Origin of the sequence: Neorhizobium petrolearium (genome assembly GCF_017873175.1) — a bacterium.
In the GTDB taxonomy this organism is placed as follows: domain Bacteria; phylum Pseudomonadota; class Alphaproteobacteria; order Rhizobiales; family Rhizobiaceae; genus Neorhizobium; species Neorhizobium petrolearium.
This window is the reverse complement of record NZ_JAGGJW010000003.1, coordinates 446,433-472,391: the sequence shown is the minus strand read 5'-3', so window position 1 is coordinate 472,391 and position 25,959 is coordinate 446,433. Positions and strand designations below refer to the sequence as shown.

At 59.7% G+C, this 25,959-nt stretch carries 25 protein-coding genes and 2 pseudogenes; 19 read left to right on the top strand and 8 right to left on the bottom strand.

The genetic code is table 11. From position 1 onward, the window contains the following. Positions 1–319: 319 nt before the first annotated feature. The 3 genes from J2046_RS08410 to J2046_RS34215 are packed head-to-tail and all read right to left on the bottom strand — an operon-like array spanning position 320 to position 2,675. Positions 320–2,335, bottom strand: a complete 2,016-nt coding sequence (locus J2046_RS08410; protein WP_210050851.1) for a mechanosensitive ion channel family protein — start codon at positions 2,333–2,335, stop codon at positions 320–322. Further along, the gene (locus J2046_RS08405; protein ID WP_325169737.1) at positions 2,332–2,571 is read right to left on the bottom strand and encodes a pirin family protein; all 240 of its coding nucleotides are present in this window, start codon (positions 2,569–2,571) and stop codon (positions 2,332–2,334) included. The genes J2046_RS08410 and J2046_RS08405 overlap by 4 nt, the downstream gene beginning before the upstream one ends. Then, the gene (locus J2046_RS34215) at positions 2,478–2,675 is read right to left on the bottom strand and encodes a hypothetical protein (protein WP_325169738.1); all 198 of its coding nucleotides are present in this window, start codon (positions 2,673–2,675) and stop codon (positions 2,478–2,480) included. The genes J2046_RS08405 and J2046_RS34215 overlap by 94 nt, the downstream gene beginning before the upstream one ends. Before the next feature lie 448 nt (positions 2,676–3,123). Here J2046_RS34215 and J2046_RS08400 point away from each other — a divergent pair, with 448 nt between their 5' ends. From J2046_RS08400 to J2046_RS08350, 12 genes and pseudogenes are all read left to right on the top strand, one after another. Further along, a complete protein-coding gene (locus J2046_RS08400; RefSeq protein ID WP_210050847.1) occupies positions 3,124–3,657 on the top strand; it encodes an RrF2 family transcriptional regulator in 534 nt (177 codons plus the stop codon). Between the two features lie 230 nt (positions 3,658–3,887). Further along, positions 3,888–4,544, top strand: a complete 657-nt coding sequence (locus J2046_RS08395) for a response regulator transcription factor (protein ID WP_210050846.1) — start codon at positions 3,888–3,890, stop codon at positions 4,542–4,544. A gap of 350 nt (positions 4,545–4,894) precedes the next feature. After that, entirely contained in the window at positions 4,895–5,680 is a 786-nt protein-coding gene (locus J2046_RS08390; RefSeq protein ID WP_210050845.1) for an alpha/beta fold hydrolase, read from the top strand. A gap of 54 nt (positions 5,681–5,734) precedes the next feature. Then, positions 5,735–6,493 carry an SDR family oxidoreductase gene (locus tag J2046_RS08385; protein WP_210050843.1) on the top strand — a complete coding sequence of 253 codons (759 nt, stop codon included), beginning with the start codon at positions 5,735–5,737 and terminating at the stop codon, positions 6,491–6,493. A gap of 78 nt (positions 6,494–6,571) precedes the next feature. After that, positions 6,572–6,982 (top strand): cupin domain-containing protein, encoded by a 411-nt coding sequence (locus tag J2046_RS08380; RefSeq protein WP_210050842.1) that lies wholly within the window; start codon positions 6,572–6,574, stop codon positions 6,980–6,982. A 133-nt stretch (positions 6,983–7,115) separates the two neighbouring features. Beyond that, complete coding sequence (locus tag J2046_RS08375; RefSeq protein ID WP_210050841.1) at positions 7,116–7,547, top strand: CBS domain-containing protein; 432 nt, start codon at positions 7,116–7,118, stop codon at positions 7,545–7,547. A gap of 29 nt (positions 7,548–7,576) precedes the next feature. Further along, entirely contained in the window at positions 7,577–9,067 is a 1,491-nt protein-coding gene (locus J2046_RS08370) for a mechanosensitive ion channel family protein (RefSeq protein ID WP_210050840.1), read from the top strand. 264 nt (positions 9,068–9,331) lie between these two features. After that, positions 9,332–9,973 (top strand): annotated as a pseudogene (locus tag J2046_RS34455) (PAS domain-containing protein); the annotation flags it as partial. Between the two features lie 72 nt (positions 9,974–10,045). After that, positions 10,046–11,983: a PAS domain-containing protein gene (locus J2046_RS08365; protein ID WP_459213531.1), complete on the top strand. Its 1,938-nt coding sequence runs from the start codon at positions 10,046–10,048 to the stop codon at positions 11,981–11,983. A 28-nt stretch (positions 11,984–12,011) separates the two neighbouring features. Continuing rightward, on the top strand, positions 12,012–12,377 hold the full coding sequence (locus J2046_RS08360) for a response regulator transcription factor (protein ID WP_210050838.1): 366 nt from the start codon (positions 12,012–12,014) through the stop codon (positions 12,375–12,377). A 375-nt stretch (positions 12,378–12,752) separates the two neighbouring features. Continuing rightward, positions 12,753–13,691, top strand: coding sequence for an MBL fold metallo-hydrolase (locus J2046_RS08355; protein ID WP_411828480.1), 939 nt, complete (start codon positions 12,753–12,755; stop codon positions 13,689–13,691). 95 nt (positions 13,692–13,786) lie between these two features. Next, positions 13,787–14,434 carry an HD domain-containing protein gene (locus J2046_RS08350; protein ID WP_210050836.1) on the top strand — a complete coding sequence of 216 codons (648 nt, stop codon included), beginning with the start codon at positions 13,787–13,789 and terminating at the stop codon, positions 14,432–14,434. Positions 14,435–14,654: 220 nt separating this feature from the next. Here J2046_RS08350 and J2046_RS08345 read toward each other — a convergent pair whose 3' ends face one another. Further along, on the bottom strand, positions 14,655–15,551 hold the full coding sequence (locus J2046_RS08345; RefSeq protein ID WP_210050834.1) for a LysR family transcriptional regulator: 897 nt from the start codon (positions 15,549–15,551) through the stop codon (positions 14,655–14,657). Between the two features lie 98 nt (positions 15,552–15,649). Here J2046_RS08345 and J2046_RS08340 point away from each other — a divergent pair, with 98 nt between their 5' ends. Next, entirely contained in the window at positions 15,650–16,399 is a 750-nt protein-coding gene (locus tag J2046_RS08340; protein WP_210050833.1) for an SDR family NAD(P)-dependent oxidoreductase, read from the top strand. Positions 16,400–16,411: 12 nt separating this feature from the next. Further along, positions 16,412–16,831, top strand: a complete 420-nt coding sequence (locus J2046_RS08335) for a nuclear transport factor 2 family protein (protein ID WP_210050831.1) — start codon at positions 16,412–16,414, stop codon at positions 16,829–16,831. A 109-nt stretch (positions 16,832–16,940) separates the two neighbouring features. On the opposite strand, the gene J2046_RS08330 is transcribed toward J2046_RS08335, so the two are convergent. Then, on the bottom strand, positions 16,941–17,792 hold the full coding sequence (locus J2046_RS08330; protein ID WP_210050830.1) for a helix-turn-helix transcriptional regulator: 852 nt from the start codon (positions 17,790–17,792) through the stop codon (positions 16,941–16,943). Positions 17,793–18,238: 446 nt separating this feature from the next. Next, a complete protein-coding gene (locus tag J2046_RS08325) occupies positions 18,239–19,075 on the bottom strand; it encodes an alpha/beta fold hydrolase (protein ID WP_210050883.1) in 837 nt (278 codons plus the stop codon). 366 nt (positions 19,076–19,441) lie between these two features. Here J2046_RS08325 and J2046_RS08320 point away from each other — a divergent pair, with 366 nt between their 5' ends. Further along, positions 19,442–19,975, top strand: coding sequence for an LbetaH domain-containing protein (locus tag J2046_RS08320; protein ID WP_210050828.1), 534 nt, complete (start codon positions 19,442–19,444; stop codon positions 19,973–19,975). Positions 19,976–20,362: 387 nt separating this feature from the next. Here the strand turns inward: J2046_RS08320 and J2046_RS08315 are convergent, their stop codons facing one another. After that, on the bottom strand, positions 20,363–21,247 hold the full coding sequence (locus J2046_RS08315; protein ID WP_210050827.1) for a LysR family transcriptional regulator: 885 nt from the start codon (positions 21,245–21,247) through the stop codon (positions 20,363–20,365). 153 nt (positions 21,248–21,400) lie between these two features. Here J2046_RS08315 and J2046_RS08310 point away from each other — a divergent pair, with 153 nt between their 5' ends. The 4 genes and pseudogenes from J2046_RS08310 to J2046_RS08295 all read left to right on the top strand — a co-directional run bounded on the left by J2046_RS08310 (position 21,401) and on the right by J2046_RS08295 (position 25,197). Beyond that, complete coding sequence (locus tag J2046_RS08310) at positions 21,401–22,054, top strand: hydrolase (protein WP_210050882.1); 654 nt, start codon at positions 21,401–21,403, stop codon at positions 22,052–22,054. Positions 22,055–22,175: 121 nt separating this feature from the next. After that, positions 22,176–23,207: an LLM class flavin-dependent oxidoreductase gene (locus J2046_RS08305; RefSeq protein ID WP_210050825.1), complete on the top strand. Its 1,032-nt coding sequence runs from the start codon at positions 22,176–22,178 to the stop codon at positions 23,205–23,207. Between the two features lie 4 nt (positions 23,208–23,211). Beyond that, positions 23,212–24,090, top strand: a pseudogene (locus J2046_RS08300) (LysR family transcriptional regulator). A 171-nt stretch (positions 24,091–24,261) separates the two neighbouring features. Then, positions 24,262–25,197, top strand: a complete 936-nt coding sequence (locus J2046_RS08295) for a pirin family protein (protein WP_210050823.1) — start codon at positions 24,262–24,264, stop codon at positions 25,195–25,197. Positions 25,198–25,276: 79 nt separating this feature from the next. On the opposite strand, the gene J2046_RS08290 is transcribed toward J2046_RS08295, so the two are convergent. Then, a complete protein-coding gene (locus J2046_RS08290; RefSeq protein ID WP_210050822.1) occupies positions 25,277–25,957 on the bottom strand; it encodes a glutathione S-transferase family protein in 681 nt (226 codons plus the stop codon). Positions 25,958–25,959 lie beyond the last annotated feature (2 nt).

Here is a 25,959-nt window from a genome sequence, read left to right as displayed (position 1 = left end):
ACCTTAGTTCGCATGGCCAACGGATGGCCTGCTCACGATATCGAGGCTCTGATGCCCTGGAACTTTAACCAGGGCGCTGTCGGCTGACCGCTTACGCTGGAAGAAGATCTCCGGGCTTTATAAGGCGGAGCGTATAACGTACGCACCATACGAACCAATGACTAGGTTCTTTGCTCTTAACGCGGGCGATCGGGTCACTGTCCTGATTAAATTTCCGCACAGGTCCGCAGTTCCGATCCCACTCAAGACCGACGAATTTGTGACTTCGAAATTGGCGACTTCTGGCGAAGCTCCAGCCTCTTCATAAATACCTTACATTTCATTGATCGGGTTTGGCCACGCTCAGTTCCTGGTGATGTCGCAAGGCCGCCGCGGCCGCCTCCGAAGTCGTCTCTCCACCAACCTGTATCATGGGCTGTGCGAAGGCAATGCCGTTTTTCTGAAAGGCTTCGCGCAGCATCGCATAGGCTGATCGGCGGATGAAACTCTGCTTGCTGGTCGGCACGGTGACCATTGCGAAGCTGACGACGATACCGTACTCACCGAATTCCTCCACGCCTTTCATTTTCAGCGGTTGGATAAAAAGGGAGCCGAGTTCCGGATCGTTGAGCAGTTCCTGGCCGATCGCCTTGCCGATCTTGCGCGCCTTCTCGATATCCGTGTCATAGGGCAGGGTGACGGAGAATTTCACCTTGGACCAATCCCGGCTCATGTTCTCCACCGCGCCGAGTTCGCCGAAAGGAACGGTGAAGAGCGGTCCGCGATGGTGTCGTAGCTTGACCGAACGCAGGCTGAAGCCTTCCACGGTGCCTTTGTAATTCTTCGCCTGGATATATTCCCCGACCCGGAAGGCGTCATCGAAAAGGTAGAAGATGCCGCTGATGACGTCGCGCACCAGGGCCTGAGAGCCGAAGCCGATCGCCACGCCGAATATGCCCGCGCCGGCGATCAACGGCCCGATATCCACGCCCAGCTGGCCGAGTATGGAAAGACCGGCAACGAGAAAAAGCGCAACCGCCAGCACACTGCGCAGGATCGGAAGGAGAGTGTGAAGCCGGGTTGCATGGAGTTCCTGGCTGGCGCCATCGGCTTCTGCCCCGTAAGGCGCCGGCATGATGGCGGGCACGACGTTGCGGTCGATGGCCGCCTTTGCCAGATGCCAGACGAGGTCGGCCAGCAATATCACGAAGATGCTCTTGAGAAGTCCGTCAAACACCGAGGTTATCTGCGGATAGCCGTGGTCGACCGTGTAGCCGTCGATTTCCCAGACAAGGGCGATCCAGGCAATGGCGACCCCTATGACCACCGCCCGGGCTCCGCGGACAAAAAGAACGTTGCGGCTGTCTGACGGTGGAATGAGAAAGTGTCCGGCGATGTGCTCGCTCAGGGCATGGCCGATGGCGCGCAGCATCGAAGGAAGCACGACGATGTAGATGCCGAGCCAAAACAGCGTCTTGAAATCGAGACACCACAGTAGCCAGACGCCCGCAAGATGAAGGCAAAGTGCGATCCTTGCTGCGACGCTTCGCGCGATCTTGTGCCAAACGAGCTCGATCGCCAGCGCCAGGATGATGATAGAGGCGAGAAATGCGGTCGCTTGAAGGGCGTTTTCATCGGCTTCGAGGATAGTCCCCGCCACCATTGAGGCAATGGCAATCAGCGCCAGGCCTAAGATTATCCTCAGTCGCTTGTGGATTTCCGGATGTGCGGCATGCTGGATGCCTACCGTAATGAAGCGATAGGCGATGAACGCCCCGAAATAGCAGGCTACGACCAGCCGAACGAGTGGCGGCCATTCGATCGCAAAGAACAATACCGCCATGATGGCCGCGAAGACAGCGGTCGGAAGGTAGTGTTCGACGCTCCTGCCATGACCCAGCCACTTCCGGCGAAGCAGCCATTCTGCGGTTACTGCGAGCGCGACAAGCAGGGCAAGAGCGATGGACGCCACTACATGGTCGTTACCTGCCGCGTTCGCGCGCAGGCGAAGGAGGGCGCGCTCGATTTCACCGGGAATAAGCGGCATCGAAGAGGTCATGGTCTGGAGCCGGCTGCGAGCCCGCTCTTCCCACACCGTCACCTCCCGGGCGATGTCGCCTACCGAAATTCCGTGATGCGGCACATTGTCGATAGGCGTAGCAGCTCGGGCCCATCGTTTGGTCTGCTCTTCGATCCAGCGACGGATGTCGGGGTCGTCGAGCAACTGCGCCAGATCGTCGACTTTCTGCGGCGTCGTCCTGGAAAAGGCGTGTGTCTGCGCCCCATCCGGGAACGGCGCCTGCGCATGAGCAGAAATGGTGCCGATAAGGATAAGCAATGCCGTGAGCCATTTCATGAGAGCTCCGCCATCTTCGACAGCATCCGTTCCGAATGGGCGATCCCCGCTCCCGCCGTCATCCAGTTCACTTCGCCCGCGCCGATGGCCTGGGCCCTATCCAGGCGGTCGCGGTGGAGAATTTTCCCATTTATCACATAGGTCATTGTCGCAACGCTGGTGTGGGGATGCGGCGCGAGGTCGAGGCTCTGGCCGGCTTCAGCCCGATTAGGCCTGGTTGATCGAAGAGGATCAATGGGCAGATCATGAATTTCTGCGCGGAGGGTATGGCACGCCAAACCTCGAAATCATCGGCAGGGTCGCGGACCGACGGCAACAAGACGGTGTCGGTGAAGGCCATAGTTTCCAGTTCCTTTGTGAGGGCCAGCTTTGCTCGATGGCGAGCACGGTGCCATGAGGCCAGCGTTCTTGCCCAGCCATACGGATAGGTCACTCATGCTGGCGGCTCGGCGGATGCGGATAATCCTTCGGACCGGGTCCTTAATCGATGGGGATAGATCGGCGTATTCGCCGGCACGCCGCGCCACTCCGCGCCGGGCAAGGCCATCCATGCGGAACCTATCCTTCGGTATGGGCTCGTCCCATCCTTGGCTTGATCGATCCCAACCCCTTCCACCCCCTAGGATGAGACGCATTGTTGACCGGTCTGGCTTGTCCTGCCCGTGGGGATCTCATGGCGCACGCGGAGATTGGTATTCGAACCAAAGACGACTTTCCGTCTTCTGCTCTCGATAGATAATCCAAATTGGTGCTTGCCAGCCATAACGCGGATCATTATAGTCCGAGTTATGGCGCATATAACGGCAGGTGTGGAATATGGGTTGCATTGTCTCCTGTGGTTGGCGAACTCGCCCGAAGTGCCGCTGAGCAGTCGCGACCTGGCTGAGTTTCAGGGAATTTCCCCGAGCTTTCTGGCGAAGGTATTTCCGAAGCTGGAGAAGGCGGGGATCGTGTCCGCATCCGAGGGAATCAAGGGAGGATATCTGCTCGCAAGGCAGCCTGGAGATATCACCGTTCTGGAGGTCGTGGATGCAATCGAAGGCAGGAAGCCCTTGTTCGACTGCCAGGAGATCCGCGGCCGCTGCGCTGTATACCGGGAGCGGCCGCCGTCCTGGGCGACGAAAGGCGTATGCGCCATCCACGCGGTGATGCTGCGTGCGGAGAAGGCGATGCGGGATTCGCTCGCAAATCAGACCCTGGCCGATATCGCCGGCGTCTTGGACCGCAAGGCGCCGCCGGAGTTCTCGGAGGATGTTCGCAGATGGCTTGCGGATAGGGCGAACGGCCGGGCCCGTGGCCCTGCAGCGACGGAGGGGATGTAGTCCCGACGGATTGGCGGAGCGGGACATTTGATTGCGGCTGGCAATTGCGGCCGGGCGGCGTTCCAGATGCGGCCGCTTCGGCAGATGGGGATGTAGAGTGATGAAGGATACATTCATCTTCGCTGGCAACGGCGCTTTTCATTTATCGGTGCATATTCGGTCGTGGTGCGGCAAGATGGGTGTACCGTGCATGGCGGTGTCCGCGACCTGCCGTCTCGGGAGGTGATCCGATGTCCGCCTCAGTTGTCGTTGCGGATAGTCCATTGGTCCTTGTCGTCGATGATGACGAAGACGTTCGAAACTCTCTTCAGGAACTCATGGAGTCGGTCGGACTCGAGGTTGCTTGTTTTCCGTCGCCCCGCGAACTATTGAATGCGGGCGTTCCTGACCGACCCGGATGCCTGGTGCTGGACGTCCGCATGCCCGGCGCGAGTGGCCTTGATCTGCAGCATCAACTCTCGGCGCGTGGGATCACGAAGCCCATCGTCTTCCTCACGGGATACGGAGATATTCCGATGACCGTGCAGGCCATGAAGGCCGGGGCCGTCGATTTTCTGACGAAACCCGTGCGGGATCAGACGCTGCTGGATGCCGTGATTGCCGGTATCCAGCGAGATGTGGAGCAAAGAGCGCAGGCGGAAAGCATCCACCAGCATGCCACGCGGTTTGCGACGCTGACGCCACGTGAGCGCCAGGTCCTTCGCGAGGTGGCGCGCGGACGCCTCAACAAGCAGATCGCCTTCGAACTCGGGATCAGCGAGATCACCGTGAAACTCCACCGCAGCAATGTGATGCGCAAGATGCGGACCATTTCCGTCGGCGAACTCATCCGGGCATGGGATTCGCTGCCTTCCAGCCTGCGCGACAAGCCGCAAACCTTATCTTGAGGCATCGCTGACAAACGACAGCCACTTTGATCGGCGCGTCCGGCGCATATCTCGCTATTCGGAAACCTCTGGTCTTGGCGTATACGCCCCGATGCGGCCCGTTGCCCTTGCCGCCGGATGTTCGAAAGAGGCACATCCGATTCTCACCTATGCCGCCGATCATGGGCGAAGCGTGAAATTACCCCTCGCAACAAGTTGCGACGAGGGGGATTTCGAGCAGGGCGTCTAATCATCCGATCTATCGTACCTGTACTCTGGGACTAGATGCCCGATGCCTGTGTTCGATAGGCCGCGGGCTCGCGCTGACGCATTCTCCTGCCCGGTCGAAAGGCCGCAACAGGAGATATAAGATGCGCGCTAACATCAAAACTCTGGGGCTCGCTGCGGCGGTGCTCATGGCAGGTGCCACATTCACACAGGCCGCCGACCCCCAGGCGAAGCCGACGATCGTGCTTGTCCACGGTGCATTTGCCGAGTCGTCGAGTTGGAACGGCGTGATCGGTGCGCTTACCAAGGACGGCTATACGGCGATTGCCGCTGCCAATCCGCTGCGCAGCGTTGCTGGCGATGCGGCGGTAGTCGCAAGTGTCCTGCGCTCGATCTCAGGCCCGGTCGTGCTGGTCGGCCATTCCTATGGCGGACCAGTCATCACCGAAGCGGCCAACGGAAGTTCCAATGTGAAGGCGCTGGTTTATGTCGCCGCCTTTGCTCCGGAGACTGGTGAATCCAGCCTGAGCCTTTCGGGAAAATTTCCCGGCAGCACGCTGGCGGATGCCCTGACGACGACCGCGCTGCCGGGCGGCGGCCAGGACCTCTCAATCCGGCCAGATCGGTTCCACGATCAATTCGCCGCCGATGTGCCGGAGGACGAGGCGCGGCTGATGGCGGCCACCCAGCGCCCCGTTGCGCAGGCTGCACTGGCCGAACCGTCCGGCTTCCCCTCGTGGAAGGCATTGCCTTCCTACGCGATCTACGGCTCAGAAGATCGCAACATTCCTCCGGCGGTAATGAACTTCATGGCGAGGCGTTCGCATGCAGTGAAGACCGTCGTCATCCAAGGCGCGTCACACGCCCTGATGGTTTCGCATCCCAAGGAAATTGCTTCGCTGATTGAGGAAGCAGCCTCGGCAAAATAACGCCGCAGGCAATCGCAAAATCCCGACGTCAAACTTGAAACCAGGAGATTGGACATGAAAATCGTCGTCATCGGAGGCACAGGCCTCATTGGTTCGAAGACAGTTGAACGGCTTCGCAAGAAGGGACACGAGGTGCTTGCCGCCTCTCCGAACTCCGGTGTGAACACCGTAACCGGAGAAGGCTTGGCCGAGGCTCTGGCCGGCGCTCAGGTCGTGATCGACCTGGCGAATTCGCCATCATTTGAAGAGAAAGCCGCCATGGATTTCTTCGAGGCGGCTGGCCGCAATCTTTTCGCCGCTGAGAAGACCGCCGGCGTTCGCCATCACGTCGCACTGTCGGTCGTCGGCACCGACCGTATGCAGACGATGGGTTATTTTCGCGCCAAGCTGCGGCAGGAAGAGCATATCCGCAAGTCAGGAATTCCCTACACGATCGTCCATGCGACCCAGTTCTTCGAATTCGTAGCGGCCATCGCCCAATCGGCAACCGAGGGAGCGAACGTTCGAGTGCCGACGGGGGCATTCCAGCCGATCGCAGCAGACAACGTCGCCGACGCCATGGCCGATGCCGCGCTGGCCGAACCGGTGAACGGCATGATCGAGATCGCCGGCCCCGAGCGCGCACCAATGAATGAATTCATCGCGCGCTACCTCAAAGCCACCAATGATCCGCGCACCGTCGTCGCTGATCCGCGCGCCCGTTATTTCGAAGTCGAGATCGACGATCGGACGCTGGTTCCGGATGACGGCGCCCGCCTCGGTGTGATCCGTTTCGGGGACTGGCTGCAGTCTGCAGCCGCTCAGAAGAAATAAACGGCCCCCTTGCGAATAATTCCTCCCGCTTTGCCGGTCCGTCGGGCCGGCGGGCCCTGCTCAACAAGGAGACGAAAGATGATCAGGACATTTCTCTGCGCCACGGCTCTCGTGTTTGCCTCCGTGGCTGCGGTCACGGCCGATGAGGGCGTCGACGAAAAGGTGACGCTGGTCTACGACCAGCCGCTGCCCAACGTACCCGGCAAGAGCATGAAGGGCGTTCTCGTCGAATATGCGCCCGGCGGCACCTCGCCCGCTCATACCCATCCCAAGTCCGCATTCATTTATGCGACGGTTCTGGAAGGGGCGATCGCCAGCCAGGTCAATGGCGGGCCGGTGACCGTCTACCATGCCGGCGAGAGCTTTTCGGAGTTCCCCGGCGACCATCACGCCGTCAGCGAAAATGCAAGCAAGACCGAACGTGCTCGCCTACTGGCCGTGTTCGTGGTCGATACGAACGAAACCAATCTGACGACTTACGAAAAATAATCTCGATCCGGGCGCCCAGCGCTCGCCTGACATCAATGACTGAATGGCGCCCGCAGCCGGCGCCATTCCAGCTCCGATTACAACCAACACCGAAATACCCTGCTGTGCCAGCGAGTGCCGTCAGGAGGATCCCATGCGTATCGAAAAACTCTATCCCATGACGTCGGCGCGCCTGATGGTGATCGATGTCGCTGCCACGCTGCAGGTCGCCGCGCTGACGCTCTCCAATCCCGGGATCGGACTTGTCGTCGTCAGCGAGGAAAACGGCAAGGCTGCGGGGGTGCTCAGCAAATCCGATCTTATTCGCCATCTGACGGATCGTGAGGCAAAGGCCAGCGTCGAGGCGCTGATGAGCCGCAACGTCATTTCCTGCAGTCCGGCGGACGAATTGCAGGCAGCATGGCAGGTTATGGTTGAAAACCGCATCCAGAACATGCCGGTACTTAGTGCGGATGCAAAACCGCTCGGCGTTCTCGATATCCGCGACGCCCTGAAAGTGCTTTTCGAGCAGGAACAACTGCAGGAACACATGCTGGCGAACTACATCGCCGGCATCAGCTACTGACTGCCGCACATCGATACGGAACGAACACCATGCTAAATGCGCATCTGGGTGAAATCGCCGGCGCGCCGCTGGTCTGGCTGATCATTCTCGGCCTAGCCGGAATGGTGGTGTGGAAGCTCATCGGCCCGTTGCGCTCCAATCTGCGGCTCGTGGTGCAGATCATCTTTTTCACGGCCATGACCTTCGTTCTCGTTCTGGAGGATATTCCGCTCGGTCAATCGGACGGTCTGCGGATTGGCGACGAGCATGCCGCTTTTGTCGTCTTCGCCCAGTCGTTGTGGTGGCTCCATCTTTCCTGGGCCGTCATCGGCTTCGTGCGAATCTATTTGGTCCTGGAGGGAAGGCCGCGCGAGGCTCGCCTGCTGCAGGACATCGTCGTCGGCGTCGTCTATATGTGCGTCACGCTCGCAGCGCTGGCTTTCGTTTTCGGCGCACCGGTCGGAACGTTGATTGCAACGTCTGGTGTTATCGCTATCGCGATAGGCCTTGCTCTCCAGAATACGTTGGGCGACGTCTTTTCCGGCGTCGCCCTCAATCTCGGGCATACCTATGCGCTGGGCGACTGGATCCTCCTTGAGGACGGCACGGAGGGACGCGTCATCGCGAGTACCTGGCGGTCGACGCAAATCCTGACCGGCGCCAACAACATCGTTGTCTTGCCCAACAGCGTCCTTGCCAAGCTTAAGCTTACGAATGTCAGCCGGCCTGACGAAACGCATCTTCTCAAGATGACGGTGCGGGTGGTGCCGACACACGCTCCCTCCGTTGTCGAGAAGGCCATGTTAACGGTCCTGGCCAGCTGTAACTCGATCATACAGGAGCCGCCGCCGGTGGTCGCGCTCAGCAATCTGGATGCCACCTCACTGGAAATCCATCTGTTTTTCCGGGTGGGCAGTCCGATGCTAAGAATCAAGGCTCAGAATGAGGTGATCGACCGTTTCTATCGCCATTGCAGATCCACCGGATTGCAACTCGCGATGCCGCCCTCGGCGATCATCGTCGTCGATGGAATTCCGTCCCAGGACGTCTCCCCACTACCTGAAGCGATGCTGCAGGAGGTTATCGATGAAAATCCGATCTTCTCCGGTCTGACGCAGTCTGAAAGAGAAAAATTGGCCCGGTCGGGCATAGAGCGCGAGTATCAAAAGGGTGACGTCATCGTCTCCCAAGGCCAAGCGCTGCCCTCGATGATGATTATCCGCACCGGCGTCGTATCGGTGCAGCACGACGAGCAGGAAAAGCGGCGCCTCTCGTCGGGGGATTTCTTTGGCGAAACCGGGCTCCTCGCGGGAATGGGCGAGGCTTACACGCTGCAGGCGCTGACGCGGGTCACCGCCTACGAGATTGACCAGGAAAGTTTCGCCCGCCTGATCGGCAACCGTCCGGCGATAGCCGAAGAGATTGCGACAATGCTGTCAACATACTCGAATGACATCAGCCAGTTGCCGCTTACGGCGGCCAAGCATGAGCGGAGCGCCTCCGCTTTCCTGAAGTCGATCCGGACGATCTTCAGTGCCTGAATACGCGCCACTCTGGATGTGCCGCGATCGATTCCGCAGCCGATATTGAGCGAAGAAGTAACCCCGAAAAGCTTTGCCATGCCCTTTTACCGGCGATTCCGCAGGGGCCGGACGAGTGAATTCGGATAGCAAATCTCCGCCCTATCCTTCGGAACAGGTGTTTTTGTCGCAAGCTCCCATATACCGTTCTCGTCAGAGGGCCGTGGTGCGGTCCCGGTTTAAGGCACCATGGCGATCTCAAATGCAACGGGATCGGGTTGAGGCATGTCGAAGTTCGCTGGAACGTCGGGGGTAGATGGTGGTGGATCGGCCCGGTCCCCAGATATCGATGCCGTGCAAGCGGCGAAGGTCGTCGAGCGGGTCACCGGCAATGCCTGGGCAACCGATGCCGATGGCAATTTTATCTACGTGACGCCGGCAGCACTCGCTTTTTTCGGCACCAGCCTGGAAAGCCTCAATTCACAGCCTGACGGGAACACGTTTGGCTGGAGGCGTGTCATCCATCCGGAAGATTATGACGCCGCCGCTGCCGCCTGGCGTCGGTGCTTACAGACGGGCGAGCATTACAACGTAGAACACCGGATGCTGCGTGCGACCGGCAGCTATGGCTGGGCCCGCAGCACGGGGCAGCCGATACACGACGCGGCTGGCACGATCACCGGATGGTACGGCACGGTCATCGACATGGCCCTTCCGTCCCGGATCGGCGAATACCGAGCCAAAGACATCGATGATCAGCTCGCCGATCGATCGGCCCAGGATGCGCTTAAGTCGATGGACGCGGTCCATCCGCATGACAGGTCCACCGTCGAGCAGGCGGCGGCACGAGCCTTCTTTCACGGCATCCCTCAGATCAGCAGCTATCGTCAACTGCAGTCCGACGGCAGTTATCGCTGGGTCGAGTTCCGGGTCGAGCCGGACTATAGCATCAGCGTCGATGTCGATCCGGCGGTCGCGCGGCAGGACGAGCCGTGGACGATGGCAAGCTCTTTCGGTGAAACGGGAGATGCGGTTCAGGCAGCTCTCGCCATCGAAAAACTCTATGGCGGTGCTTGGGCAATCGACACAACCGGGCAGTTTACCTATGCGACCCCAACGGCGCAGACTTCGATCGCGATGACGCTCGAGGACCTCAACGTTCTCCTGGACGGAAAGCCTTTTCTTGAAGGTGGGCGGCAGGGTTGGCAGCGCGGCACGCATCCCGACGATAGCGAAAGAGCGGGAGAAACGTTACGCCGCGCGCTCAAGACGGGCGAGCACTGGAATGTTGAATACAGGGTGCTGCGCGCCAACGGCGCCTATGTCTGGCACCGGGCAGCGGCCCGCCCGACGCGCGACGAGCAAGGACGTATCACCGGATGGTTTGGAACAGCATTGGACATCGACGTGTATAAGAGAACCGAGGCGGCGCTTCGTGAACGCGAACGGCAACTGCAGCAGCTTATAGATACCGTGCCGGCGCTGATCTGGAGCACGATGGCGGACGGAACACCGGCCTTTGTGAACAAGCGCTTCACGGAGGTGACCGGGGCTACGCTTGAAGACATGACGGCACCGGATGGCTCGCCTTCGCTCGGCGTTGTGCATCCCGATGATAGGGTGGCGGCGCGGGAAGCCTTCCTGCATTCGGTCAGGGCAGGTGCCCCATACATTCGGCGCTACCGCCAGCAACGAGCCGGAGGCAGCTATCGCTGGACAGAAACGCGGGCGGAACCGTCGCGTGATGAGGCAGGCGCCATCGTCCAATGGTACGGTCTGAGCTCCGACATCCATGACCTCATAACCACCCAGGAGGCGCTGCGCGAAAGCGAGCAGCACCTCCAGCAACTGGTCGAAACGCTGCCTGCGCTGATTTATTGCGCTCTTCCGAATGGCAAGCCGATCTATCGCAGCCAGCGTCTTCGCCAATATCTCGGCTTCAATCTCGAAGACACGGATGGTCTGGGAAAATCCCGATTGGACGGCACGCTCGACGCCGTGATCCATCCTGATGACCTGGCCGTCGTCAAGGAACGGTATGCCCATTCGCTGGCGACTGGCGAGCCCTATTTGCTGCGACACCGACTGCGGCGCTTCGACGGCGTGTACCGCTGGGTTGAGACCCGTGCTTCGGCCATGCGCAATGGCGACGGCGAGATCGTGCAGTGGAACGGCATCTGCCTGGACATAGAGGATCAGGTGCATGCCCAGGAAGAACTGAACCGCGCCCAGGGTAACCTCGCCCGCGCCAACCAGGCGGCCAGCCTTGCCGAATTGTCGGCCTCCATCGCGCATGAGGTAAACCAGCCTCTTTCGGCGGTGATGAACTATTCCAGCGCCTGCCAGCGCTGGCTCACCGCCGAACCGCCGAATATCGAACGCGCTCAGAAGACGTTGGAACGCATCGTCCACAGCGCCAATTCCGCCGCCGCCGTCGTCAGCCGCATTCGCGCCCTCTTTAAGCAATCGACGGATAAGCGGGACAGCATCGAGCTCGGCCCCGTCGTGAGGGAAGCGCGTGATCTGCTTGCGGAGGAGGCGGGGCGGCGGCGTATCCGGATGGATATCGAGGGCGAGAGCGGTCTCCAGCTCGTCCCGTTTGACCGGGTGCAGATCCAGCAGGTAATGGTCAATCTCATGCGCAACGGCATAGATGCCATGTCATCCGTTTCGAACGACCGTGTCCTCCAGATCCGTGCCTTCCGAGCGGACGATATGGTTCGCATCGAGGTCAGGGACCGTGGGCGGGGCATCCAGTTCCCCGACAAGATTTTCGAGCCCTTCTTCACCACCAAGGATGAAGGAATGGGCATGGGGCTTGCGATCTCCCGCTCGATCGTCGAATCGCATGGCGGGCAGTTATGGGCAGAAAAGAATGAACCGCGGGGTGCGAAATTCGTTTTCACGCTGCCGCTCGACGTGGCGAAGATGCCATGACGCGATCACCGGGTCGGAAGGGGACAGTATGCACAAGGCTGTTGTAGCGATTGTCGACGACGATCCGGACGTGCTTGCTTCACTGGTGGAACTCCTTGAATCGGCGGGGTTCGCTGCCTGCAGCTTCACTTCGGGGGAGGCGCTGCTTTCCTCCGGTCTTAAGGGAGTGGATGTGTTGATCACCGATATCGGCATGCCAGGTGCCGACGGGTTCGAACTCCGCGACCTTGCCAGGCGGGAGAACCCGCAACTTCCCGTATTCCTGATCACCGGGCGGCATGAGATAGCGGATCAGGACCGAGCCCGAGGCATTCGCGGCTTTTTGCGAAAACCCTTTGACGGGCATGCTCTGCTTGCGGCCGTTCGCGACGCGCTGGGCGACCGGAAAAGCTGAGCCCGACTCGCGTTTACGTCACTTTCTCGGTCCCGACATTACGCTGTTTTTTGGTAGAAATAGCCGGTTTGACAGGCGCAAGCATCGGCTTGGAGCGCTTGCATTGATCAACGGCGGTCACCGCTCGGCCAGCGCTCACCCTGAAAATATCAAGCGTCCTCCGTCCCCATAGCAGAGTAGCCATGACTCAATCCTCGCTCTCGTAAACGAATGGGGCACCTACCCTGTTCTTGGGGCTAGCTCTCCCTCTTCCTCGGCCCAATCGACCGCCAAAACGCGCCCCAATACACTCTGCTGCATGGTCCGTGCCTCGCACGTTCCACCCCCGCAGAACAGGAGCGCATCATGACGCAGGTAGAAGCAAATCCCCATATGATGGGTCAGCAAAAGACAGATGTGAGTATGGAAAACATCTCACGTCCCGGTCAGTCGACAACCGAAGAATTGGTTCCATCACGCTACGCGGTGAAAATCGGCGAGATCGAGGTGTTGGTGATCAGCGACGGCGTACTGCCCCTTCCGACCAAGATGTTGGGGCACAATGTCGACGCAGCAGAACGCGCCGTCTGGTTGGAAAATATGTTCCTGCCGGTGGACGCTTTCGATTGGGCACTGAACGCTGTCGTGGTGCGCAGCGGCGCGCAGACCATCCTCATCGACGCTGGGCTGGGACTGGATCCCGAATTGAACCTGCCGCGGGCAGGGCAGCTGGTCAAGCGGCTGGAGAGCGCCGGAATCGATCTCGCGTCGGTGACCGACATCGTGTTGACCCACATGCATATGGATCACGTTGGCGGGCTGCTCGTCGATGGCGTTAAGGAACGGCTGCGCCCGGATCTGCGGATTCACGTCGCTTCCGCCGAAGTCAAATTCTGGGAAGCGCCCGATTTCACGCATGTAAACATGCCTCCGGGCTTCCCGGATGCCCTTCGCGCCGCCGCCAAACGATTTGCCAAGGAATACCATAACCAACTGCGGCTGTTTGACGAGGAATATGAGGTTGCTCCAGGCGTCGTCGTCTCCCGCACGGGCGGCCATACGCCCGGGCACAGCGTGGTTCGCGTGGTATCCGGCAACGACCGGCTGATGTTTGCCGGCGACGCCGTGTTCGCGGTCGGTTTCGAACACCCTGACTGGTTCAACGGCTTCGAACACGATCCCGAGGAGGCTGCCCGCGTTCGAGTCCGGCTTTTGAAGGAACTGGCGACGACCGGCGAGTTGCTGGTAGCGACCCACATGCCGTTCCCCTCGGTTGGGCATGTTGGCGTTGATGGCGACGCTTTCCGTTGGGTGCCGGTTTTCTGGGATTACTGACCGCAAATAGCCGAGGTGCCGGTAAGGCACCGTGCGCGATCCCGGTCAGCCGGGATCGCCAAGTCTACCCGCCGCAATCGTCAGAGGGGCACGACATGACCACGACAGAGACACGCATGTTTGCCGGCATTTCGGTTCCCAAAACGCCGCTTGTCGATCTGGCGATCGACTATGCTCGCGAGAGATACGAAACCTACCTGTTCAACCATGTTCTCCGATCCTGGTTGTTCGCGGTCAGGATTGCGGAGCTTCAGGATATCACGCATGATGGGGAAGTCGTTGCCCTCGGCGTGTTGCTGCACGACATCACTCTTAACGAGGGATTTGCAGGTCCCCGTCGGTTTGAGGTTGAGGCCGCGGATCTGGCGCGGGATTTTGCGACGAAGGCCGGATTGAACCAGCGCCGCGCCCAACTGATCTGGGACAGTGTTGCACTCAACTCGACACCTTCGATCGGGCTCTACAAGGAGGCGGAGGTTATGCTGTGCACGACCGGCATCTGTTTCGATGTCGTAGGCCTGAAATACAACCTCATTCCGTCATCCGAAGTGCGGGCGATCGTGGCTGAATTCCCGCGGCTCGGAATGAAGCAGAAAATGGCCGCGTGTTTCTGCCACATCGCAAAAACGCAGCCGGAAACCACCTACGACAATTTCGTCAGGGATTTCGGCGAACGTCTCGTCCCCGGTTATCGGGTCCCGTCGACGGTCGATCTCGTCGCGGCCGCTCCCTTCGACGGGTGACGGCGGCATCCGGCGAGGGCAATGGCCCGGACCACCGCTAAAGATTCAGCCAAACGACCTGAACTTCTGAATAGGCGAAGAATTTCCAAGACGGATGGCGATCGTTCTCCGCCGGCGGCATTCTCGCCTCAGTTCTGGTATCTGCTCATACCTTCCTTCGGAATCGACAACGGGAACTAAGCAAATCTTCTGCCCTGCTGGCATATTACCAATCCCGAGACTATAGGCCGGCGAGGATTTTGGCTTCGCCGACCATGAAGTCGCAAAATAGCCTTATGCGTGCCGGAACAGTCCGCCCGAAGGCATGCAGGACACTGAGGGGCAACCTGGGAAGTGCGATGTCCGGTGCAAGCTCGACAAGCGAGCCGGCCCGCAATTCGTTCGTCACGAGGCACCGAAGCAGATAAGCGGCGCCAAGTCCGCTGCGTGCGGCTTGGATCAAGGCCATTCCCGTATCGCCATCGACCCTTCCCCTCGGAACAAAAACCGTACCGTCGGCGAGGCGAACTGGCTGTACCACACCGCCCATCGCGTAACGGGCAAAGGGCAGTCCCGCCAGTTCCTCGACGGATTTCGGGCTGCCCCACGTATCGAGGAAGGCAGGGGAGGCGACGATCGCCATCGGCAGATCCGCCAGGCGGCGGACGATCAGATCGTCCTGCATGGTCGTTCCGACGCGCAGGGCAACGTCATAGTCCTCGCGGACGAGATTGACGAAACGGTCGGTCAGGCCGATATCGAGCTGGAGGTCGGGGTAGCTCTTTGCAAATCTGCGAAACAGGCTCGGGAGCAGTAGCGGCGCAAGCTCGCCGGGCATGCTGATCCGCAGCCTGCCCGATGGAGCCGTCTGCGACCGGATGGCATCGTCACTCGCATCGATTTCCCGCAGAAGCGGCGCGATGCGCTCGAAAAACATCTGCCCGTCCTGGGTCAGGGTCAGCGCTCGGGTAGAACGCAGGAAGAGCCGAGCACCGATTTTCTTCTCCAGCCGCGCCACGCTCTTCGAAACTGCCGATGGCGTCGTGCCAAGGTCGCGTGCTGCCGCCGTGAACGATCCGGCTTCCACAGCCCTCACGAACGCCATCAATCCCGACGTCTCGTCCAGCAGGTTTGGCATTCGCGTCTCCGTGGCACAGATCATGTGCCTGATCGTGGTCTAATGGCATGCGCCGCCAGCATTTATCTCATCCGCGATGAAAAGCAGGAGATAAACAAATGCAGCATCTCAAAAACAAGATCGCGGTGATCACCGGCGGCAACAGCGGCATCGGCAAGGCAACCGCGCAGCTCTTCGCAGAGGAGGGTGCGCAGGTCATCATTACCGGCCGACGCCAGGACATCGTCAACCAGGCGGCCGGCGAAATCGGCCACGGCGCCATCGGCATTGCCGGCGACGTCACCGATCTGGAACATCACCAAAAACTCACGGACCTGGTGAAGGGCCGCTTCGGCGGGTTTGACATCTATATGGCCAATGCCGGTGTTATCAACCTCACGGCTTCGGGCAGCGTCACTCCCGAGGATTACGACCGCCACTTCGCCACCAATACCCGCGGCGTATTCTTCGGCGTGCAGGTACTTGCCCCGTTGATCCGTGATGGCGGCAACATCATCGTTACGAGTTCGCTGGCCGCCACCAAGGTCCTGCCGGACCACGCCGTCTATTCCGGCTCGAAAGCTGCGGTTGCCGCCTTCGCGAGGAACTGGGCCATCGAGTTCAAACCACGGAAGATCCGCGTGAACATCCTGAGCCCCGGACCGGTCGAAACCGCAATCCTCGGCAAGCTCGGGGTTTCGGAAGCCGATCGTCCGGCATTTGAGGACCATATGGCGTCCCTCATTCCGGCTGGCCGCATGGGGCGGCCGGAGGAACTGGCCCGCGCGGCGCTGTTTCTCGCGTCCGATGCAGGAAGCTTCGTGAACGGCATCGAACTGCATGTCGATGGCGGCATGACGCTGGCTTAAAGGAGCAAAGTTATGAATGAGCAGCATAATCCTGAAATCGTCGCGTTCATCGATCGGCTGGCAGAAGCCGGCAGCAATTATCGAATGGAGGAGATGGAGGATTTGTACACTGGAGATCTGGGCTTTCTGGTCCTGACCCCGCAAGGCACAATCGCCCGGTTCTCCAAGGCGGAAATGTTTGCCGAATTCCGTGCCCGACGCGACGGAGGTGAGAAGCCGCTTTCGACGGAGAAAAGGATATTGCACATCGAGCAGCAGGGCGATGAGGCGACGGCAATTCTCTATCGCCGCATGAGCGATCGCGCGTCGCCGGCATTCTACGAGTTGCGGATGCGACGGATAAACGGCGATTGGAAAGTGTCGGGGGAAACGGTCTTGCCCTGGCCGGACCTCGCCACCGTCAAGGGGTTCCTTCCGCCTCGTGAACATTGACGGAGAGGGGCGTATTCCGCCTTTCCATTGTGCAACGCGCTGCAGCCGGCTTCCGACGAGCCGGCTGCAGTGATTTCTTAACCGAATATCGATCATGCCCGGTATCATTTTAAAGGGCAGCAGCCCGCCGCCACTCACCGGGCGTCGATCCGGTATGGCGCTTGAACGCCACGCAAAATGCGGTGAGCGTCGCATAACCAAGCATCCCGGCGATGTCGGTTATCTGCAGCACCGGGTCATGCAGCATCACCATCGCCTGCTCCATCCGTCGCTGGCGCAGCCATTCATGCGGCGTGAGCCCCGTGCTTTTCTTGAAGGCCCGGCAGAAGTGGAATCGCGACAGATTGGCAGCTTCGGCAAGCGCGCCGAGCGAAAAGTCCTCCTCGTTTTCCGAGGACAACCGCTCCAGCGACATGCGGAGAATGGCCGGTGCTAGGCCGCCCGCGGCTTTTTTAGCGGTTTCAGCGATACCGCTATGGGTCTTGACGAGGTGGATGGCAATCAGACTTGCCAACTGTTGCCGATAGAGTGCTTCCAGATAGGCCGGATCGCCCGATGACTTAAGCGTCATCTCGAGCAGGGTCGCCATGACATTGTCCGGCTGCGCCGTGCTCTCGATCAGAGGCTTCGCAGGGCCGGGGCATTCGCGCGCGACACGGTCAAGAAGTTCCGGAGACAGATACAGCTGCACAATATCCATCGGTCCATAGATGTCCCATCGCGAACTGGAGCCGGCGGGGATGAACGTGATGCTGCCGCGGCGCCCCATGCCCGCCGAATATTCCGTTCCAGAGCGCCGCTCCAGACGCTGCATCGTACCGAGATAGGTCATGATCACGTGGTCCGACATACCCTGCACGACTTCATGAAAGGGATCGTGCTTCCACCGCGCGAGCCGGGTATCGAAAGGGTCGTCGATGTGGAAGGATTCCACTGGTGCAGTACGCAGCACGCGCTGCATTTCGCGGTCCGGTGTCACGCATGCTTCCAAGGCCTTCGTGAAGGTCCCCGCCGGGTTCGGCGCCTTGATATCAAAGGAAGCCATGCTCGATTCCTTCCAGCGGGCTCGTTGTCGAGAACGTGGAAGGAGAATAGGATTTCAACCGCTATTGGCGACATTGGTCGCTGGACTGCCGCAACCTGGCCCAAAGAATTGGGCGGCCAGCACCGGAGGCACTGCCGACATTCGGAAAATAGCGGGGAGTCCTGTGCCTGGGGATAGCTTTTCCGATCGAAACTCCAGCCGACTATCAACGATAGCGATAACCGCTTTATCGCAGATAGAGTGGCTTTCAGCTTTTAGTTCAGATGTCGATCGGTGTGTTTGTGAGGCCGATCGTTAAGGGCGAAAGAGATGAAAGATAGGGAAGCGGCGGCGGCGGCGGATGGCGCCGCTTCCCGGCCGACCTAGCGCTCGATGAAGGCGAGCAGGTCGGCGTTAATGACCTCGGCGTGTGTTGTGCACATGCCATGCGGCAGGCCAGGATAGACCTTGAGAGTGGAATTCTTCAGGAGCTTGGCCGAAAGCGGCGCGGAATCGGCGATCGGTACGATCTGGTCGTCGTCGCCATGCATGACGAATGTCGGCACCGTGATCGTCTTCAAGTCTTCGGTGAAATCGGTTTCAGAAAACGCCTTGATGCCGAGATATTGAGCGTTTGCGCCACCCATCATCGACTGGCGCCACCAATTCCGGACGATAGTGTCGACCGTCTTCGTGCCTTCCCGATTGAAACCGTAGAAGGGGCCGCTTGCGAGATCGTAATAGAATTGAGCGCGGTTGGCGGCAAGCTGGGCGCGCAAGCCATCGAAGACTTCAAGCGGCAGGCCGCCTGGATTGGCTTTCGTCTTGACCATGATCGGCGGCACGGCGCCGATCAGCACCAGCTTTGCCACGCGCCCGTTCGGCTGGCCGTACCTGGCGACATAATGCGTCGCCTCGCCGCCTCCGGTCGAGTGCCCGATATGGATGGCGTTGCGGAGATCGAGATGCTTGGCGACCGCGGCGAAATCAGCAGCATAGTGATCCATGTCGTGGCCGCCGCTGACCTGGCTCGAACGTCCGTGTCCACGCCTGTCATGGGCGATCACGCGATATCCCTTGCCGAGAAAGAAGAGCATCTGGGCATCCCAATCGTCGGCTGAGAGCGGCCAGCCGTGATGGAAGACGAGCGGCCGGGCATCTTTCGGACCCCAGTCCTTGTAGAAAATCTCTACGCCGTCGGTGGTGGTTACATAGTTCATGTCACGGCTCTCCTTGGTGGCCTGGCTGCCTTTGGTGGTGGCGGTGGTTTTGGCTGCGGCGCCGGTGGGCATGGCCGCCAGAACCGAGGCGGAAAGGCCGGCAATCAGCAGATTGCGGCGAAGCGGCAGCGGTGCTGCAAAAAGATGTTCCTTTGCGTTTGTAAGGTCGGGGAAAGAATTTCCAGTCATGGCTATCTCCGTGTTTGAGGCATCGCTCGCAGACGTTCTAGGCGAGGGCGAAAATCCATGACCTTGCGGGATTGCTGTGCGTGTCGCGGGATTGCTGTTCTTTTGGTCGAACAGGCTCCAGAAGGTTTCTGAACTGCTTCCGATGGGCGCTGAATTTTCCAAGGAAAGGGTCTTGCCGTGCCTCTTCTCGATGCGAATGCGATGTTTCCGGTCACTCATCCGGACGGCAGGGTTTCGCGAACCACGGTTTACCTGAAGAACGTCATCAATCATCCGCGCATGGAGATCGGCGACTACAGCTACTACACATATTACGGAAAGCTGGACGAGACTGCCGAGATCCTGGCGCCCTATCTGTTTCCTGACAGCCGCGAGCGGCTGGTGATCGGCAAATTCGTGCAGATCGCCCGGGGCAGCTATTTTATCACCAGTTCAGCCAATCATCCCATGACCGGCGTCACCACTTATCCGTTCCGTATCTTCAAATGGGAAACCTTCGGTTACAAGGACTTGCCCGTGAAGGACACGATCGTCGGCCACGACGTCTGGATCGGTCACAATACCGCTATCATGCCCGGCGTGCAGATCGGCGCAGGCGCAATCATCGCCGATCTTTTGGATCTTGCGTGGTGGGACTGGCCGATCGACAGGATCGAGGCGAATTTGCGGGCGTTGGAAACGGGAGATATCGAGGCTTTGAAAATAACTTAAATTCAAGCGCGTTAGATATCAGCGTCAAGGAATCGTCTTCAAGGCGAAAAGACTCCATTCTTGGGGAGCGGAAATTTTTTCTGTTTTGGGCCGCGAGGGATCGAACTGGGCGTACATCGAGAGGCTAAGCCGCTAATCTTGGAAACGTCCGCTCCACCAATCGCAGGAATCGGGTGTTGCAAGCCCCCGCAACCAACGATCCCTGCGATCCCAATGAGCCCCCTCCGTGGGGCTTTTGGCGTTTCTAAGCGCCCGAATCCGTGGTCTTTCTGATCTTGCCTCAAGCTTTTATTCGCGACTGAACTTCCGTCTCTGCATTCACACTCTCCGGTTTCGGAAGGAGCACCTTATCCGGGTGTCCATGAAACCGGTAGCAGGCCAGTCGCGTTATCTTGTCGACCTCGGGGCGTGGTCGAAACACTCGATCAGCATTTCGGTCAGCACCCGGACTTTTCTTGCAGGACGCTGCCCCGGCGGTCTGACGACATATATGCCGGCCGGGGGCGGTGGATGGCGTTTCATGACCAGAACCAATTCGCCTGAGGCCAGATAATCTTTTATGAGATCGTCAGGGAGCGCGGCGATACCCAAACCGGCTACTGCAGCGACAGCGAGAGCAACCCCGTTGTCGGCCTTGAAGCGCCCCTGCGGGCGAATGGTTATAATCTTATCCCCATCCATCAGCTGCCAGGTTTCCGTGCCTTGCATGAGAGCCTGATGGGCGACAAGCTCGTCCGGCGTCTCCGGAGAGCCATGGGTTTTGATGTAATCCGGGCTTGCGACGAAACTCCCATAGAGGGGACCGACGCGCCTTGCGATCAGGCTGGAGTCCTGAAGAATGCCAACGCGGATCGCACAATCGTAGCCTTCCGCGATCAGATCCACGAAACGATCACTGTAACAGGTTTGGATCTGGAGATGAGGATGGCGGCGTGCCATTTGTGCAATCACCGCTGCGAAATGCGTAGGGCCAAAGGATAGCGGCGCAGCAATCCGCAAGCGGCCGCGGAGCTCACCGGCCGGCAGAATCGTTTCCCTGGCCATATCGATTTCGGCTGAAATCCTTGCGGCATAGTCCCGGAACGTCGCGCCGGCCTCGGTCAGAGAAGCCCCGCGGGTTGACCGGGCAAGGAGCTGGACACCGAGCTCCGCTTCGAGCCGCACGAGCCTTCGGCTGACCATCGATTTGGAAATGCCAAGTCGCAGCGCGGCCGAAGTGACGCCTCCCGCATCGGCAACTTCGACGAATGTCCGGAGATCTTCAATATCCACTCGGCGTTCCTCATTCTGCGACACAGCTTAGCACAGACACGGACTACTGCATCACAAACAGGAATGACAAGTTTCGTCCCGCGGCAGCGCCTCGGATGGCGCATGTCCTTTGAGCAAACGCGCTTCAACAAACCGCCAACACAGGATGAAACCATGACCTTTCGCAACGGCCTTGACTCACTTCTCCGCCCCGAAGACTCCGTCCTTGTTCTGATCGACCACCAACCTTATCAGCTTGCGAACCTGAACAGCCACGAGCCGATGATGGTGATCAACAACACTGTGGGTTTGGCTAAGGCAGCGAAGGCGTTCGGCGTCCCCACGATCTTGACGACCGTGATCGCCGAGCGGGGCGGTAACCTGTTCCCCCAAATCGCAGATGTGTTCCCAGGCCAGGAGATAATCGACCGGACGTTCATTAACACGTGGGAAGATAAGACGACAGTGGATTCGGTTAAGGCGACCGGCCGCAAGCAGCTGATCATCGCCGGCCTCTGGACTGAAGTTTGCGTCGCCATGCCGACGATCCAGGCCCTCGGCGAAGGCTGGGATGTAACGGTCGTAACAGACGCATCGGGCGGTACGTCGGTCGAAGCGCACGAGGTCGCCATCCACCGCATGATCGCGGCCGGCGCGAACGTGATGACCTGGCTGGCGGTTGCGTCTGAATGGCAGCGCGATTGGGCGCGGATGGACACTGCCGTAAAGATGACGGACGTGGTCGTGCAGCATGCCGGTGGTAGCGGCATCGCGTATTTGTGGGAGCAGCAATTGCTCAACACGCCTGTGCCGGGCACCGCAGGCTGATCCGGGCGGGGGTGACGAAAGTCGTGAGCGATCCGCAGCGAACAGGCTGATTGCCTATCGAACTGCGTCATCCCTCCCAACAAGGCGCCGCGCCTTCCGCGCAAATCGCAGGTGACTTCTCATGGAAATCGGTATCGACAGTTTTGCAGCCATCCTTCCGGATCCGACCACAGGCAAGCTTCCTTCGGCGACCGAGCGTATGGTCGAACTCATCGAGGAGGTCGTCGTCGCGGACCGCGTCGGGCTCGATGTCTTTGGCATAGGCGAGCATCATCGCGGCGAGTTTCTTGATTCCGCCCCAACTGTCATTCTAGCCGCGGCAGCGGCCCGGACCGGCCGGATCAGATTGACGAGCGCGGTGACCGTTTTGAGCGCCGCCGACCCGGTGCGGGTTTTTCAGGAGTTCGCAACTCTCGATCTGATTTCCAAAGGCCGCGCGGAAGTCGTTGTCGGCCGAGGTTCGTTCGTAGAAGCCTATCCGCTATTCGGTCTGGATACGCGGGATTATGACGACCTTTTTGCGGAGAAGCTTGACCTGTTTCTCAAACTTGGCGAGGCGACCAATATTAGATGGGAAGGTCGCTTCCGTCCGGCCCTCAGAGGGCAAAGTGTTTTTCCGCGTCCCCATCAAGCACAGCTACCAGTATGGATCGGAGTCGGCGGCTCGCCGCAATCCTTCGCGCGTGCCGGCGCGCTCGGCCTTCCGCTGACGGTGGCGATCATTGGAGGAACCTTTGAACGGTTTCGCCCGCTCGTCGATCTCTATCGTGAGGCCGGCCTGCGCGCGGGGCACGGTCCGGAGAAGCTCAAGGTAGGCGTTCATGCGATGGGATTCGTGGGCGAAACCAGCGCCGCAGCGAAAGACGCCTTCTTTCCGGGATGGGCGCATCTGACGACGAAGATCGGTCGCGAACGCGGCTGGTCGCCGCCGACGCGCCGGCAGTTCGAAGGCATGACAGGTCCGGAGGGCGCGTTCCTGGTCGGTGACCCGAAGACGGTCGCAGCTAAGATACTGCAGGCCAGCGAAACGCTTGGCGGCGTCTCGCGCATCACCTTCCAGATGAGCACTGCCTCTCTCGATACGGCAGCGATGAAGAGATCGATCGAACTTCTTGGCACTGAGGTCGCGCCGATCATCCGGGAAGCGCGGTAGCCGAATGGATATCGAAGATCTGCGGACCTTCGTCGAAGTCGCCGATGCCGGGGGTGTTTCTCCCGCGGCACGTCGACTGGGGATCTCCAAGTCGATGGTCAGTCGGCGTCTCATCCGGCTCGAGGGAGCGCTTGGCATCCAGCTTCTTGCACGAACGACCTGTGGCGCCGGACTCTTGGAGGCCGGGACGACGTTTCGCGACTATGCAGCAAGGATCCGTGCGGAGATCGACATCGCACGAGAAACGATAGTACCTACCGGTGACCTTCGCGGGCGCTTGCGGGTAGCCCTTCCGCTACATCAGGCCCGGTGCATTTTGCGCCCGTGCTGGCAGAGATGGCGCGCCACCATCCACAGCTTCAGATCCACGCTGAATACAGTGATCGGTTCGTCGATCTGATCGCGGACGGCTTCGATTGCGCAATCCGGGCCGGCGCCCTCCACGACTCAAAGCTGATTACAAGACGCATTGGTCAGATCTACGGCAAGCTGGTGGCGAGCGAGCCCGGACTATATCAGAATACATGGTTCGCCTGAGACACCGGACGAAATCGTCGCCCACCAAGCCTTGGTTGGTGCCGAAACGTGGCGGTTCATGGATGGTGAGGAGATCATCGCTGTACAACCGCAAGGCCGCTTCAGGTCCGACAACGGCGCGGCGCTCGCCAGTGCAGCAGCAACAGGGCTTGGTATTGCGTGGCTCCCCGATTGTGTCACCCATGAGTATCTTGCCTCCGGCACGCTCGTTCCAGTCATGACCCGCTATCCACTGCCGGTGGGTGGGGTCTACGTCGTGCGGCCGCCCGGCCCGCGCCCGTCGCGAAAAGTGCGTATCCTTTCCGAGCTCCTGGTCGAATCGTTCGAAAGAAATCCTCATTTGTAGGGCGCAGGGAGTTGATGCTTTCGACTGCACGTTCCACTTTTTGCGACACAGCTCTCCGCGTCGTGCAGCTAGTAGTAAGTGCGCTCACCTGTTAGTCACTTGGACCATGCAAAGGCTCCTGTGCTCTACACGGGTGGGAGATCGCCAGGCGAAGAGGAGAGGTGAACGCGTATGAGTTGGAACCCTGCAATCGAACCAAGCTGTCCTGACGAGGTCGACATCGACGCCATCGAAACGCTCATCGTTCCGCGCTCCCGCGACCTTGGCGGCTTTGAGGTTCGGCGCGCTTTGCCGGCGCCAAAACGGCAAATGGTTGGACCATTTATCTTCTTCGACCAGGCGGGACCGGCCGAGCTCCTGACCGGGCAAGGCGTCGATGTCAGGCCGCACCCGCATATTGGTCTGGGGACCGTTACGTACCTTTTTCGCGGTGATTTTCATCACCGCGACAGCACCGGCGCGGACCAGATCATCCGCCCCGGCGAGTTGAACTGGATGATTGCCGGGCGAGGTGTGACCCATTCGGAGCGGACCACGGTGGCGGCGCGAAGCGGCCCGAACAGCTTGTTCGGGATTCAGACCTGGGTGGCCTTGCCCGAAAGCCACGAGGATATGGCGCCCGTATTCGAACATCATGGCAAGGAGGCGCTGCAGACAATCGAGGACAATGGAGTCTCGGTTCGGCTTATCCTTGGAAACGCGTATGGCAAGCGTGCGCCTGCCACGATGCTTTCCGAGACATTTTATGCCGACGTAACGCTTGAAACGGGAAGTCGATTGCCAATGCCGGACGACCATGAAGACCGGGGCATCTACATCGTCGAAGGCACGATCTCGATAGCCGGTCAGGAGTACGATGCGCCTCAGATGATGGTGTTCCGTCCAGGCGACAAGATTACGGTCGCGGCTGGCGAGAGAGGCGCGCGGCTGATGATCCTGGGCGGTGCGACGCTCGCCGGACCCCGATATATCTGGTGGAACTTCGTTGCCTCGTCGCAGGAGCGTATCGAAGCCGCAAAGGCCGAGTGGCGCGCTGAAAACTGGGGCAAGGGCCGCTTCGATCTTCCGGTCGACGACCGGGATGAGCACATCCCGCTTCCAGAGTGATGAGGGCGCCCTTTCATTGGATGACAAATTGCAGAAGATTTGCCTACCGGTACCGAGTGCATGAGACGAGAAGGCGCGTTTACTTAAAGTGAGGATTGTTCTCCCGCTCGAGTACAGCTCTTACGGCTGGTCGCTCGAGCATCTGGTTCATGTGTCTCGTGAAATCCTTCAGCGTGTCCATCGACAGCCCGTTGGTTCTGCCCCAGCCATAGAAGACAAGTGCGTAGGGATCCACCACCGTGTACCGGTTCCCCATGATCCACGTTTTGCCGGCGATAAGGCTGTCTATTTCCTGCATGCTCTCCCAATAGGATGATCCCGCCTTGGCGCGAATGTCCTCATACGCCTCTTCACGGTCGGCGAAGCGGTAAGGCCGGAACTTCGCGCGCTGGAAGATATGAGGAGTATTCGAGAACCAGGCCATCTGTGCGATGCACTGCATTTGCTCGACGATATTGGTAGGAAACATGCCGGTTTCCGGATTGTTCAAGCCTATATATGTCAAGATGGCGGTGTTTTCCGTGATCACCCGGCCGTCCTGCGCGACAAGCGCCGGCACTTTGCCGCGAGGATTGACGGCAAGGTATTCCGGCGTGAGGTGCTGCTTCTTCGACAGCAGGGTTTCCACCGGTCTGAATGGCTTGCCCGTTTCCTCCAGCGCGATGTGTGAGGCCAGCGAACAGGCGCCGGGACTATGGAACAATATCAACTCGCCGCGCGGCAGCGACATCTTTTCCAAGGCAGCAGATCGATCGCTCATCC